A 12,762-nucleotide genomic window follows, 5' to 3' on the forward strand; every position below is an offset into this window, starting at 1 on the left:
CAGTAACAGGAGCGCCGTCAGCTTTTTCGTAAACATAAGTGACGGTTTGGTTCGTGCTCGTGAATACGCCTGAAGCATTGGCCGGAGTAGTTTTAACTGTCCAACCTGCGATGCTTTTAGCTGTAGATTGGTAAGGAGCGTCGATTTTTCCGTTAAGTGTGTCAGAAGTAGCTAATTCGTTACCGTCGCCATCCACATATTTAACGGTAACAGGAGCGCCGTCAGCTTTTTCATAAACATAAGTGACGGTGGTATCGGTGTCGCCAAATTGTCCAGAAGCTTGGCCCACGATTTCTTTTAAAGTGTAGTTTGTAATTGTTTTTTCTGTTGTTTGGTAATCTTCGCCTGATTGACCTGAAATTGTTTCACTTGGCGCTAGTTCATTGCCACTTTCATCTTTGTAAAATACGCTTACAGTTGAATCGGATTGTGCAGATACATGAATTGGTTGTGATACTTTAATGGAATAGCTAAGTGGTACTCCTTTAGCAGAAGTTGCTGTGAATGTTGCTTTATAAGTGACAGTCTTATTTCCAACTGGTAAGTTAGAAAAAGAAACAGTCTTATTATCAGCGGATACTGTTCCATTATCAGAAATGCTAGAAACAGGCATTTTTTCGCCGTCAATATCCAAAGTAGGATTATTTGAAATAGCTGTTGCGCCTTCTTTGATATTGATAGTTGGAAGTGTGATAGTTTGATTGTTAACTTGTAAGCCTTTATAATCCCCAATGACATCCATGCCTTCAAAAAAGTCTTTTAAATTACTTAAGTCAGTAATGTTATTATTATCAGCGTAAGCAATAGTTAATCCTCTTAGTGTATTTAATGAGTCAATGGAAGTTAGGTTGTTATTGTTTAAATAAAGGACTTTAAGTTCTTTCATTGTAGCAATTGGAGCTACATTAGTGAACTTATTGTAACTTAGATTTAAGTTTGTAATATGATCATTTGCAGTTAATGCTGATAAATCGGTAATATTATTCCAAGTTACATCTAAGTTCTCGAGTGATTTAAGGTTTGCAAATTTTTTAAATTCTTCATTATCGATTTGGTGATATGCTGGATTTAGCCAAGCATATGAATTATAAGAAAATGATTTTAAATTGTCTTTTTCAAGTAATGGAGTGAAATCAGTAATATAATCTCCACCTAATTCTACTTCTTCTAGTGCTGGCATTTCGCCAAGAGCTTTAATGTCATTCAATCCAGTAGTAACACCAACGATTTTTTTCAGTTTAGGTAAATCTTTAATCTGATTTAAATTTGTAATTTGTGTTTGATTGGAAAGATATAATTTGGTCATATTGACCGCTTTTTCAAGGCCGGTTAAATCCCTAATTAAACCAGTTACAGCATACCCAGGTACTCCATTCATATAAGAGATATCAGCGACGCTAATGGTTTCAAGATTCGCTTCAGTCAATTCGGTTAAGAATGGATTTCCTACGATGCTTTTAAGACCTTCATTTAAATAAGGATCTGGTATGTTTACCACATCTGTTGAAGCTGCCCGTACATTACTAAATGGTAAAAATACGGTTGTCGTTAAAAATAAAACTAACATTATTTTAATTAATTTATGCATATATTTAATTTCCTCCTTATTTTTTGGACGTATTTATAATTAATTGTTCTTCAAAATTGACTAATTTAGTATAAAAATTGTCAAAAATGTTGTAGTTTCAATCGAATACGTCTCAAAGCAATGTTATTGTATCAGAGAAATTATTTAGATAAAATGGCTTTTGGATAGAATTTTCTTCAAGTATAATGGGATTCAAAAAATTGTCATATTTGTATTGAGGCGTGTTATAGGAAGAAAACATAGGCATATGTAGGTTTTTTCTTGTTATAGAGGGAAATGAAAAGGGTATTTGCAATATATATAATATATAAATGAGGAATGGTGTTTGTATTGTTCTGAAAATATTAAAAAATCGACTATTTTAGATGATGATTTTGTTTGTATGGCAGACACACGCTTTACGTGAATGTATATTTGGCCTATAACTTGCTTTGCTTCGAACGGGCCGAATGGGATAGAGGGTTTCAATTGGATGGTGGATGGATTTTAATGGGAAGGAAATTTTTGAGTGGAGGGCGCACTTTACGGGAAGGATTACATGCTCGTTTCACTCGCATGCATATTTGGTCCGTAATTCGCTTTGCTCAAACGGCCCAAACAAAAACACGTTCCTAAGGCTCAGAAAGGAACGTGCTCTTTCAACTGGTAAGGTTGAAAGACAATTGGGTTGCGCGCCCAATTGTTAAAGGGAGTGTTACTTATATGTTGACCGTGAAATCACGGGTACAACCTAGAGATAGTTTATCATATTAATACACTACTGCTTTAAAGATTAGCAATGTATTGGAAATATTATAATATATCTGTAAATTTGTGTCAATTCATATCTTTATAAAAATTCATAAAATTTAATAGTTATGCTTCGTGAAACAGCTTAGTCGCTTTTTTTGGTAGGTTTTTGTACAATAATAGTGAGGTGAAGCGTGATGGTAAATGAAGCAAAATTATATGTTTATGGTTCAACGACTATTTGTGCGAGTTGTGTCGGAGCGCCATCCTCGAAGGAAACAGAGGAATGGCTTCGAGCAGCTATTGGTCGAAAATTTTCTGGGCAGCCGTTTGTGGTAGAGTATGTGGATATTTTTAATCCGCCAAATGAAACTGGTTTAGCGGATATGGCGAATAAAATTGTCGAGGAAGATTATATGTACCCTGTCATTGTGGTTGATGGTGAAATTATTGCGGAAGGCAATCCTCGGTTGAAAGATATTTATCAAGTGATGACTGACCGTGGATACTTAGCAACAATGTAATAGGCTAGGAGGCAAGTGGAAATGAATCCGATTGTGGAATTTTGCGTCAATAATTTGGCGAGCGGGGCAGATGCGGCGTTTGCAAAATTAGATGCGGATGATAGTTTAGACGTGATTGAATATGATTGTCTGACATATTGTGATTTATGCGCGACAAGTTTGTTTGCTTTAGTGGACGGGGAAGTGGTTCGCGGAGAAACAGCAGAGGAATTAGTTGCGAATATATATACATTTTTGGAAGAGAATCCGTTTTAATATAGAAGAAAGCGATGAGCTCATAATCGGACTCATCGCTTTTTATTAGTTAAAAAAATGCTTAATTGGGGTGTCGCCGCTTTCGATAGTATAGGTTTTATAGAAACTAGATTTCTCGGATAAAGCTTCACTAATAAAATCTGCAACATCAGCTCGTGGAATATTTGTTTTAGGTTTTTCGGAAACTTCAGCGATTTTGCCAATGGCAGGATCATCAGAGAGGCCTACAGGGCGGACAATTGTGTAATCAAGCCCACTTCTTTTTAGCGCTTCATCAGCTGCTTGTTTGGCTTTTAAATAATGAACGAGGGATTCAGGACCGTTTTCCGGGTTGTCGGCGCCATAAGAGCTAACAATGATAAAACGTCGTACACCTTTTTCTTTGGCGGTCTCGATTGCCTTAATCGCTCCGTTTTGATCAATGTTAATCGTTTCGGAAGCAGGCGTATGACCCCCGGAGCCAGCTGTGAAAATAACCGCTTCAATCTCATCATAGGCATAGTGAAAATCTTTTTTTAAATCGGCGATAATTGGCTTTGCACCAAGTTTTTCAAGTGCGCTTACTTGTTCGGCTTTTCTAACCATTGCTCGGACAAAAAAGCCTTTTTCCATGGCAAGCTTTTCTACTAAAAGACGACCAATTTTACCATTTGCGCCAATTACGAGTACATTCATTGCTAATCTCCTCCTAAAAAATATCTACAAAGAACTTTTCCCGGTGAGTAAAAAATAAAACCACAAGTTACCTCGTGGTTTCTGTTATTATTCGAATAAAGATGTGGAGTGCATTGGTTGTACGCGTGTTTTTGGATCAATAAAATTCATCGCGTTATTTACAGCAGTTGGAGCTTCTCCAAATCCGGTCGCAATTAGTTTTACTTTGCCGTCGTAAGTGCAAATATCACCTGCGCAGTAAATACCTGGTATGCTTGTTTCCATTTTGGAATTAACGATAATCGAATTGCGTTCTAGTTCTAGCCCCCAATTTTTAATCGGACCAAGCGAAGAAACAAAACCGTAGTTAATGATGAAATCGTCAATTTCAAGTGTTTCCGTAGTGTCACCTTTGACTTCTTGCAAAGTAATATGCGTTAATTTATCTCCGTTACCGAGTACTTCGGTTGGGATAAATGGTGTTTTGATGGCAATAGAAGATTTTTCTAAATTATTCACGCTATGTTCGTGTGCACGGAACGCATTACGGCGATGAACAATTGCGACTGAACTTGCGACTTTTTCAAGCATGAGTGCCCAATCAACCGCAGAATCCCCGCCACCGCAAACAGCAACTCGACGACCGGAAAAACGACTAAGATCATTAATGAAATAATGAATATTTGTTCCTTCATATTGTTCTACTTCTGGGATGTCTAAGCGTCTTGGCTCAAATGCGCCGTTTCCAGCAGTAATAATGACCGCTTTACTATAATGTGTATCTTTCTTCGTGATGATTTCAAATGTACCGTCAACTTGCTTGTCAACACTTTGTACTGCTTCTTCTAGCGCAATTGTCGGATTAAATGGTTTCATTTGCTGAATCAAATTGTTAACAAGTTCCTGTGCGCGTACAGCAGGGTAGCCCGGAATATCATAAATATACTTCTCAGGATAAAGCGTTGAAAGCTGTCCACCTAATTGTGGTAAACTTTCTATTATTTTCACACTCGCACTGCGCATTCCGGCATAAAAAGCAGCAAATAGCCCAACCGGTCCGCCACCAATGATTGTGATATCATAAATTTTTGTTTTTTCATCCAAAATACATCACCCCCTAGTTACTAATCTCCTTATGAAATCGCTAAAGTTGCAATAAGCATATTTTAGCATATATTTTTGAAAAAGAATGTTTACGGGATTATCTTCATTATAATATGAAAAAAATGAACTAGACCAATTGCGAATCAAATAAAAGATTTTTAAGAAAACCAAGTCGTCTCAAAGCTTTATTGTGAAAAAAATCGTATACCACTCTAACCATGCTCCAAAGAAGCTTAAACCCTTGAGTTCGCTTTCTTGAAAATGAAAGTTAAAAAGTCTATGATATAGTTTGTAAGCTATGAAAGAGGGAATATATTGGTACTTACCATTTTCACTTTTTTCATTGTTTACAGTAGATTTTTAGCGCAATCTACATAGGTGCAGTAAGAAATTCTTAATGCAATTTTTTTTGTGAAGAAAAATATAAGGGAAAGTAGATGTGATAACAAATGAGTAAACCAAAAATTGTCATTCTCGGAGCAGGATACGGGGGACTAAAAACTTTACGCAAGTTACAACAAAGAAACTTGGAAGCCGACATCGTTCTAGTGAATAAGAATGACTATCACCATGAAACGACTTGGTTACACGAGGCAGCAGCTGGAACAATTGAACCAGAAAAACTAATGTATCCACTTGATAAAGTTGTAAACAATACGAAAACGACATTTATTCAAGATACTGTAGTAAAAATTAATAAAGACGAAAAAACTGTCACATTAGATGCAAATGGCGATATCAGCTATGACTATTTATTAATTGCTCTTGGGTCAGAAGCAGAAACATTTGGCATCAGTGGTTTGAAAGAATATGCATTCACTATTACAAGTGTAGAATCCGTTAAAAAAATTCGTGCGCATATTGAAGCGCAATTTGCTAAATGGAAAACAGATCCACGCGATGAATTATTAACAATTATCGTTGGTGGCGCTGGCTTTACTGGAATTGAGTTTCTTGGGGAATTAACTAATCGTATTCCAGAACTAGTAAAAGAGTACGATGTGCCACGCGAAAAAGTGCGTATTTATTGCATGGAAGCAGCTCCAAAAGTATTACCACAATTTGATGCGAAACTCGTTGATTATGGTGTTGGTGTACTTGAAGATCGCGGCGTAGAATTCCATGTTGGTAAACCAGTCAAAGAAGCTACAGCTGATGGCGTTAAATATGCAGAAAGTGAAACAGAAGTGCGTGAAATTAAAGCAGCGACAATTATTTGGGCTGCCGGAGTTCGTGGTAATAGTGTTATTGAAGCATCTGGTTTTGAAGCTGGCCGTGGTCGTGTGAAAGTAAACAACAATTTAACCGTTCCTGGTAACGAAGAAATTTTAATTGTTGGTGACTGTTCACTAATCATCAACCCTGCAAACGACCGTCCATTCCCGCCAACTGCTCAAATTGCAATGCAACAAGCAGATGTGGCTGCAGTGAACTTAGCTAAATTAGTTAAAGGCGAAACAGATCTACAAGACTTTGTTTATCATGAAAAAGGAACAGTTTGCTCACTAGGTGATAACGACGCGATCGGTGTTGTTTTCGGCAAAAACCTAAAAGGCTACCCAGCTTCCGTTATGAAAAAAGTTATTGATGACCGTGCGCTATTACTAATTGGTGGTTCAGGCGTCCTTGCTAGTAAAGGTAAGTTTAAATTCTATAAATAAAACCTCTAAAAGCAATATCTGCACTAACAGATATTGCTTTTTTGTTATGTTATAATGAAGGGAAAATGAAAGAAGGTAAGTTCATGAAACAACTTTTTGAGATACTTCCAAGTAAATGGGCAGAAAAATTTTCAAAAACAATGAAAGAACGTATTGAGTTAAGCTTTAAAAATGAAGACGTGATTTCTTTAGTAGAAAGCAAGGTTGGTGGACGAGGATATTTACCGAAAGAACAAGACTATCCAGTGAATGAAGAAGGAGAACCGCTTTTCTTTTTAGCGCAAATAAATTTTGCGGAAATGCCGCAAATAGAGAATTACCCAAAATCAGGAATACTTGCTTTTTATGTTGATTACCATGATGATTTATACGGTCTTAATTTTGATGATCAGACAGAACAACATGGTTTTCGTGTGTTTTTCTTTGAGAATTTAGATAGAGAGAGCATGACTGCAGAAGAACAAGCTGTTTATTTTGAAGGTGTTGATAAATCAGACCTTTATACTGTTGTCGAAGGGGAGTATAAACTAACTGGTCGAGTAACGAAAGAACTTTTGATGAATGATAGTCTAGAGTTTGAAAAGGAATTTGGTAGTAATTTTTATGACATCATAGGGCAAATTTTTGGTGATGATGAAGATAAAGCAAAAGAGCTATTTAACCTTGCAACACATAGTAGTCAAATTGGTGGTTTTCCGTTCTTCACCCAAGAAGATCCGCGAATACGTACGGAAAATTCGTATCACGACACATTGCTGTTTCAATTAGATAGCGAGTATAGTGAAGAGCCAGGTTGTGAAATAGATATAATGTGGGGTATGAGTGGCGTCGGAAACTTCTTTATTAATAAACAGGATTTAATTAATCGGGATTTTTCCAATGTTATTTTTAACTGGGATTGTTAAAGAATCGTGCTAGATTATAAAAAAAGAAAGAAGGTACGTCATGGAAGAACTTTTTGATATACTCCCAAGTGAATGGGCCGAACGCTTTTTGGAAACAGAAAAAGAGCGCATGGAAATACATTTTAAAGAAGCTGGTACACTATCATTACTTCAAAGCAAGGCTGGTGGTCGCGGATACTTGCCGAAAGAACAAGGTTATCCTGTAACGGAAGAAGGAAAGCCGCTTTCTCTTTTGGCACAAATCAATTTTTCAGAAATGCCACAAATGGAAAATTATCCAGAATTTGGATTGCTCGCTTTTTATGTAGATTATCAAGATGATTTTTACGGACTTAATTTTGAAAATCCGACGAGCCAGGAAGGTTTTCGGGTGTTTTTCTTTGATGACTTAGGAAGTGAGAGCCTAACTGCCGAAGAGCAAGATGCGTTTTTTGAACATGTAGCGAAAACAGATTTTTATCCGGTTGTAAATGGAGAATTTAAAATAACTGGTCAAGTATCGGATCAAATTTTGCTACAAGATAGCTTTGATTTTGAAAATGAGTTTGGTAATAATTTTTATGAGTTAGCTGATCAGATTTTTGCTGATGAGGAAGATAAAGCTGATGAGTTATACAACCTAGCAAATGAGGGCAGTCAGCTCGGCGGGTATCCATTCTTCACGCAAGAAGATCCGCGTATGTATGCAGAAAATCCCCATCACGACACACTTTTGTTCCAATTAGCATCCGAAGATTTTGATGAAAATAGAATGGCGATTATGTGGGGCGACTGCGGTGTTGCGAATTTCTTTATTAATAAACAAGATTTAATCAATCGGGACTTTTCTAATATTATGTATAACTGGGATTGCTCCTAAATAAGTACCATTCTTTGAATATAGATATTTTCACTGTAATAAAATCTATATAAAGATATTGAAATAGTGTGTAATTTCCACATAAGTCTTATCTCTAATCCTGCTAAACTAAGTAAAACTAGTAGGAGGAGATACATTTGTTTAACGAAAAAGTAAAAGAAATGATCCGAGAATTAGATAAATATAAATTACAAGATAAATGGGTTCGCTTTGAAAAACTTTCTAAAAACAAGAAAATTGATAGTGAAACTTTTCAAGATGAATTTATTATTATCACAAATGGAATTCTTCATGTAGAAAATAAAAAATTCCAGATACTTCATTTTTTTTCTAATGGGGATATAATTAACCAACAAGTTGCCAAAATTAGCGGAGAAAATGAATTAAGATTAGTTTGTGATACAGATGTCTCCTTAATTTTTATTGATAGGGAATATTTCTTAAACTATGCTACCAATAAGCCTTCTTATATGGAATGGCTTTTAGAAGAAACGTTAATAAATAATAAGAACCTTTATAATGAATTAATTAAGTATGATTTGTCCGCAGAAGAAAGAATAGTCTATGCCCTCCAGTACCTATGCGACAAATTGGAAATTGAAAGTGAGAATGGCTACCAACAAATACCTAGATACATTAATAAAATAAAAATGGCGAAATATGGCAAAATTTCTCGCAAACAATTAAACGAAAAGATAATACTTCTCCTGAATAAGAAAGTATTAAAAGAGATAAAAGGAAGATTCTATATAAAAAAAGCAGCATAAAAAACTAAGGAGAAATCTTTAGTTTTTTATGCTTTTTTAAAGTTAACTAACCAATTTTTATTCACTATAAATGCAGTTAATAAAATAAATGGAAAGAATTGAAGTGGGAATATAAATAATAAAATAGATGCAGTTAGAACCGGTTTTCCAATGATTTTTGTACAACTTGCAGTAACAAAAATAGTGATTAAGAAACCAGTCGATCCATCCATCCAAAATGTTGCTATGTACCCCATAATCGTACTAGTGAAAATCGCCGGGAAAATAGCCCCGCCATTCCAACCAGTAGCTAAACAAATCGCGACCAAAACAGGTTTTAACAAGGCGATAATAAGTAAAAAGGGAATCGAATAATTTTGAACAGTTGTAGTCAATTCAATCAGCTGATGTTCGCCGGAAAATAACATAAACGAGGAAATAATCCCAAATAAACCAATGCTCAATCCACCGATAATCGCTCTAATCATTCTGTTTTTTATAAAAGAAGCAGCTTGCGCGATATAGACTTGCAATTGCTGAAAATAAATACTAAAGAGCCATCCGAGAATAATTGTAGGAATAAAAAGTAAAATAAACCACCAAGACCAACCCATATCAGGCAAACGAATCGCAAAAATACTCGCTGGCATTTGTAAAAACGACTTGAGCCAGAGAAAGGACCCGAGTGCGCTAAAAGAAATAAGAAGCGATAAAACTAATTTAGAGTTTTTAGGAATTTTCTTCGCTTGACTACTGTCATCAATTTCCTCAGCAAGCCCACTAAATGGCGCATGGAAAATACTGGAAATAATCGCGCCAACACTCAAACTAACAAGTTCTTCTTTATGCGCCATAGATAATTTTAAATGGTCAATAATCCAAGTTGTGGCACCACCTACAATACCAATTAAAGCGGCTTCCGGACCAACACTCGCCCCAAATGTTAAAATAATCCAAGCGCTAAGTATCGTAGGAAGCAGAACTTTGCGATACTCCATCCGACCAGTTTTCTTCGCCTCAGCAACATTGTCATGCATCGACCGCGGATAGTCACCAAATTTCAGCTGAACCATTCCTACAAAAAAACTACCGATCAAGCCAATTAGTAGAGGATAGTACCATGAAAAATCAAATTGATTGGGAAGATAATCCCATAAAAAAGTCGTTGCAAAATGAACCATTGCTAAAAATAAAGCGGCAATAATCCCCACTATGATTCCGAGAATAAAAGTATAAATGCCGAAAATGAGTGTTACCTTTTTCACCGAAGTCAGCCCCTTTTGTAAAAATCCATTAATATCATAATTTTCCCTTTAACATAAAGCTATAAACAAACAACTAACAAAAAAAGCTGACTACAATAAGTCAGCTTTTTATTTACATAAATATTTCTAAAATAAATCCAATCGCAATCCCGGTCAAAGCTCCAAAGAAAACTTCCATTGGTTTATGACCAAGTAATTCTTTTAAGTGCTTCGTTTTTTCTTCTTGTTCAGGTGCTGCGAGCCCTTTTGCATGCTCCACGAAGTCTTGGAAATCAGTCACTAATTTGTTTAAAACAACTGCTTGTTCACCAGCTTGTCTTCTAACGCCAGTCGCATCGAACATTACGATAATGCCAAATACAACAGCAATCGCGAAATAAGGTGAATCTAGCCCGTATTCAATTGCGAGTGTTGTCATAAGTGCAGTAACCGCAGCCGAGTGAGAGCTAGGCATACCACCAGTGGAAAACATGAGCCCGAGATTAAATTTCCGGTAAACTAAAATATGAATCGGCACTTTGACCACTTGGGCAAACACTATCGCAATAATAGATGCAATTAATGGTGTATTCGTAAATATCGACATCAAATCTCTCCTGTCAAAAAGTCTATTTTTATTTTACCACAATGAGCTTATTAAAAACCTATTCTAGAATTTTTCTTCTAACTCTTATATAATAAAGTATAAATCAAATTCGGAGAGAAGGGAACATATGGGACTTCAAGAAACTATAGGTATTGAAATTGTTTCAGTAGAAAAAGGAAAAGCCGTTGTTCAATTAGAAGTAACAGAAAAAGTCCATCAACCATTTGGCTATTTGCATGGCGGGGTTTCTGTTGTTTTGGCGGAACATGCAGCTAGTATTGGTGCTGCTAAATCAATAGAACCAGATGAAATTGTATTTGGTTTAGAAATTAATGCTAACCATCTAGCATCAAAGCAAGAAGGCATAGTAACCGCTACCGCAAAAGCAGTCCATCTCGGCAAAAGTACTCAAGTCTGGGAAATTAAAATTATTGATGAGACCGATAAATTAATATGTATAAGCAGATGTACAATTGCTGTTAAAAAGAAACGAAAATAAAAAGCATGGCAGAGATCAACTAATGAACTCTTGCCATGCTTGTTTTATTTATCAGTCTTATCTTCATCTGAGTCAGTTTCACTTTCATCTTGTTCAATGATTTCATGCTCAGAATCGTCGGACTGCTCTTCAATCGTTTGTTCCTCGCGTTCGCGTTCTTGTTCTTCTTGATCTTCACGCTCATCGATTTTTTCTTCGCGTCGTTCCCATTCCATTCGTTCTTCCAATTCTTCCCGTTCTTGTCGCGCTTTTTCAATTTGTTCTTGGCGAATAATAAGGCTTTTCTTTTTCTTGATGTCGTCTTTTTTCACCGAACGTAATTGGTCACGAATTCGAATAGCTAGCGGAACCCCGGTATCATAGGCAGCCCGGTTAATAAGATGAGAAGCTACTGGCGTTGTTAAGAAAATAAACAGTACTGCCAGAAGTACTCGCGCATTAAAACCTTCACCTGAGTGGAAAAAATAACCAACCGTAGCAAAAAGAAGCAAACTAACTCCAAAAGTATTACTAATTCCAGCGGCATGTGTTCTTGTATAGACATCCGGTAGTCTGATAACGCCAATTGCCGCCAAAATACTAAGCAGGCCACCGATTAAAATCATAATAGAAATAATAATCTCAATTATCACGTTCACGGTCAATCACCTTCCCTTTCTCAATAAATTTGGCAAAAGAGACTGTTCCGATAAATGCAAGAAGCGCAATAAGTAAAATAACATCCAAAAAGGCGTGTGTATCATAAAACATTGAAAGTAGGGCCACGATGGCAACTAAGTTCATTCCAATAGAATCCAGCGCCACTACTTTGTCAGAAGTGGTTGGTCCTTTTAAAATACGATAAAGATACAAGAAAGTTGAAATTGAATAGAGTAGTAAACCAATGGATAAAGCGATTTGAATAATCATCCGTGGAACACCTCCATAATCGCACCTTCATAAGACTTACGAATCGTCGCAATTTCCTCTTCAATATTAGGTACATGAAGAGAATGAACATAGATTGCTTTATAATCATCCGAAATATCAATCGAAAGTGTACCAGGGGTTAAAGTAATTAGTAACGCAAGCATAGTTACTTCCCAGTCTGTTTCAAGCGTTGTATCGTATCTGAAAATCCCTGGTCGAATATTCATATCTTTTTTCAAAACAATCCGACTTACATGAACTGTGGAGACAATTAAATCATGTAAGAATCGGAAAACTAATTTGACAAGAGCGAACAACCTAAAAATGTAAAATCTTGATCCGAGAAAGCGTCGCATAAATAAGAGCAAAAATATCCCAATAATAAAACCGATGATAAATGTCGCAAAACTAAACGATGACTCAAGAAACATCCATAAACAAGCAAGTATTATATTAAGAATAAGTTGAAAAGCCATCT

Annotated in this window: 15 protein-coding genes and 1 pseudogene; 8 read left to right on the top strand and 8 right to left on the bottom strand. The window is 36.1% G+C overall.

Annotated features, from left to right (window positions below; genetic code table 11):
- Positions 1 to 1,588 (bottom strand): MucBP domain-containing protein (locus tag HCB38_RS14795; protein ID WP_185638944.1); only part of this gene is annotated, 1,588 nt, incomplete at its 3' end.
- Between the two features lie 504 nt (positions 1,589 to 2,092).
- Here HCB38_RS14795 and HCB38_RS15135 point away from each other — a divergent pair.
- From HCB38_RS15135 to HCB38_RS14805, 3 genes and pseudogenes are all read left to right on the top strand, one after another.
- Positions 2,093 to 2,274 (top strand): annotated as a pseudogene (locus tag HCB38_RS15135) (hypothetical protein).
- Between the two features lie 240 nt (positions 2,275 to 2,514).
- Complete coding sequence (locus HCB38_RS14800; RefSeq protein ID WP_185320075.1) at positions 2,515 to 2,841, top strand: YuzD family protein; 327 nt, start codon at positions 2,515 to 2,517, stop codon at positions 2,839 to 2,841.
- A gap of 21 nt (positions 2,842 to 2,862) precedes the next feature.
- Positions 2,863 to 3,096, top strand: a complete 234-nt coding sequence (locus tag HCB38_RS14805; RefSeq protein WP_003725587.1) for a YuzB family protein — start codon at positions 2,863 to 2,865, stop codon at positions 3,094 to 3,096.
- A 45-nt stretch (positions 3,097 to 3,141) separates the two neighbouring features.
- Here HCB38_RS14805 and HCB38_RS14810 read toward each other — a convergent pair whose 3' ends face one another.
- Both HCB38_RS14810 and HCB38_RS14815 read right to left on the bottom strand, forming a co-directional pair.
- On the bottom strand, positions 3,142 to 3,771 hold the full coding sequence (locus tag HCB38_RS14810; RefSeq protein WP_185320073.1) for an SDR family oxidoreductase: 630 nt from the start codon (positions 3,769 to 3,771) through the stop codon (positions 3,142 to 3,144).
- 87 nt (positions 3,772 to 3,858) lie between these two features.
- Positions 3,859 to 4,854 carry an NAD(P)/FAD-dependent oxidoreductase gene (locus tag HCB38_RS14815; protein WP_185320072.1) on the bottom strand — a complete coding sequence of 332 codons (996 nt, stop codon included), beginning with the start codon at positions 4,852 to 4,854 and terminating at the stop codon, positions 3,859 to 3,861.
- 449 nt (positions 4,855 to 5,303) lie between these two features.
- On the opposite strand from HCB38_RS14815, the gene HCB38_RS14820 reads away from it, so the two are divergent.
- The 4 genes from HCB38_RS14820 to HCB38_RS14835 all read left to right on the top strand — a co-directional run bounded on the left by HCB38_RS14820 (position 5,304) and on the right by HCB38_RS14835 (position 9,046).
- Positions 5,304 to 6,515, top strand: coding sequence for an NAD(P)/FAD-dependent oxidoreductase (locus HCB38_RS14820; RefSeq protein WP_185608178.1), 1,212 nt, complete (start codon positions 5,304 to 5,306; stop codon positions 6,513 to 6,515).
- A gap of 83 nt (positions 6,516 to 6,598) precedes the next feature.
- On the top strand, positions 6,599 to 7,420 hold the full coding sequence (locus tag HCB38_RS14825; RefSeq protein WP_185620290.1) for a YwqG family protein: 822 nt from the start codon (positions 6,599 to 6,601) through the stop codon (positions 7,418 to 7,420).
- A 40-nt stretch (positions 7,421 to 7,460) separates the two neighbouring features.
- Positions 7,461 to 8,279: a YwqG family protein gene (locus tag HCB38_RS14830; protein WP_185320069.1), complete on the top strand. Its 819-nt coding sequence runs from the start codon at positions 7,461 to 7,463 to the stop codon at positions 8,277 to 8,279.
- 137 nt (positions 8,280 to 8,416) lie between these two features.
- Positions 8,417 to 9,046 carry a cyclic nucleotide-binding domain-containing protein gene (locus HCB38_RS14835; protein ID WP_185320068.1) on the top strand — a complete coding sequence of 210 codons (630 nt, stop codon included), beginning with the start codon at positions 8,417 to 8,419 and terminating at the stop codon, positions 9,044 to 9,046.
- Between the two features lie 26 nt (positions 9,047 to 9,072).
- On the opposite strand, the gene HCB38_RS14840 is transcribed toward HCB38_RS14835, so the two are convergent.
- The gene (locus tag HCB38_RS14840; RefSeq protein WP_185608179.1) at positions 9,073 to 10,290 is read right to left on the bottom strand and encodes a chloride channel protein; all 1,218 of its coding nucleotides are present in this window, start codon (positions 10,288 to 10,290) and stop codon (positions 9,073 to 9,075) included.
- A 112-nt stretch (positions 10,291 to 10,402) separates the two neighbouring features.
- Positions 10,403 to 10,876 (bottom strand): divergent PAP2 family protein, encoded by a 474-nt coding sequence (locus HCB38_RS14845; RefSeq protein WP_003763760.1) that lies wholly within the window; start codon positions 10,874 to 10,876, stop codon positions 10,403 to 10,405.
- 127 nt (positions 10,877 to 11,003) lie between these two features.
- Here HCB38_RS14845 and menI point away from each other — a divergent pair, with 127 nt between their 5' ends.
- Positions 11,004 to 11,375, top strand: coding sequence for a 1,4-dihydroxy-2-naphthoyl-CoA hydrolase MenI (menI, locus tag HCB38_RS14850; protein WP_185320066.1), 372 nt, complete (start codon positions 11,004 to 11,006; stop codon positions 11,373 to 11,375).
- Between the two features lie 44 nt (positions 11,376 to 11,419).
- Here the strand turns inward: menI and mnhG are convergent, their stop codons facing one another.
- From mnhG to HCB38_RS14865, 3 genes are read right to left on the bottom strand one after another with little or no spacing between them, the layout of a single operon-like run.
- Entirely contained in the window at positions 11,420 to 12,013 is a 594-nt protein-coding gene (gene mnhG / locus HCB38_RS14855) for a monovalent cation/H(+) antiporter subunit G (protein WP_185320065.1), read from the bottom strand.
- Positions 11,997 to 12,284 (bottom strand): Na(+)/H(+) antiporter subunit F1, encoded by a 288-nt coding sequence (locus HCB38_RS14860; protein ID WP_003722409.1) that lies wholly within the window; start codon positions 12,282 to 12,284, stop codon positions 11,997 to 11,999. Before HCB38_RS14860 ends, mnhG begins: the two co-directional genes overlap by 17 nt.
- The gene (locus HCB38_RS14865) at positions 12,281 to 12,760 is read right to left on the bottom strand and encodes a Na+/H+ antiporter subunit E (protein ID WP_185320064.1); all 480 of its coding nucleotides are present in this window, start codon (positions 12,758 to 12,760) and stop codon (positions 12,281 to 12,283) included. Before HCB38_RS14865 ends, HCB38_RS14860 begins: the two co-directional genes overlap by 4 nt.
- Positions 12,761 to 12,762 lie beyond the last annotated feature (2 nt).

The organism is Listeria farberi (assembly GCF_014229295.1).
GTDB lineage: Bacteria > Bacillota > Bacilli > Lactobacillales > Listeriaceae > Listeria > Listeria farberi.

Excerpts from the sequence above, each read along its gene's own strand:
- HCB38_RS14800 (WP_185320075.1), top strand. The coding sequence starts at position 2,515 with ATGGTAAATGAAGCAAAATTATATGTTTATGGTTCAACGACTATTTGT.
- HCB38_RS14805 (WP_003725587.1), top strand. The coding sequence starts at position 2,863 with ATGAATCCGATTGTGGAATTTTGCGTCAATAATTTGGCGAGCGGGGCA.
- HCB38_RS14810 (WP_185320073.1), bottom strand. The coding sequence starts at position 3,771 with ATGAATGTACTCGTAATTGGCGCAAATGGTAAAATTGGTCGTCTTTTA.
- HCB38_RS14820 (WP_185608178.1), top strand. The coding sequence starts at position 5,304 with ATGAGTAAACCAAAAATTGTCATTCTCGGAGCAGGATACGGGGGACTA.
- HCB38_RS14825 (WP_185620290.1), top strand. The coding sequence starts at position 6,599 with ATGAAACAACTTTTTGAGATACTTCCAAGTAAATGGGCAGAAAAATTT.
- HCB38_RS14830 (WP_185320069.1), top strand. The coding sequence starts at position 7,461 with ATGGAAGAACTTTTTGATATACTCCCAAGTGAATGGGCCGAACGCTTT.
- HCB38_RS14845 (WP_003763760.1), bottom strand. The coding sequence starts at position 10,876 with ATGTCGATATTTACGAATACACCATTAATTGCATCTATTATTGCGATA.
- menI (WP_185320066.1), top strand. The coding sequence starts at position 11,004 with ATGGGACTTCAAGAAACTATAGGTATTGAAATTGTTTCAGTAGAAAAA.
- HCB38_RS14860 (WP_003722409.1), bottom strand. The coding sequence starts at position 12,284 with ATGATTATTCAAATCGCTTTATCCATTGGTTTACTACTCTATTCAATT.
- HCB38_RS14865 (WP_185320064.1), bottom strand. The coding sequence starts at position 12,760 with ATGGCTTTTCAACTTATTCTTAATATAATACTTGCTTGTTTATGGATG.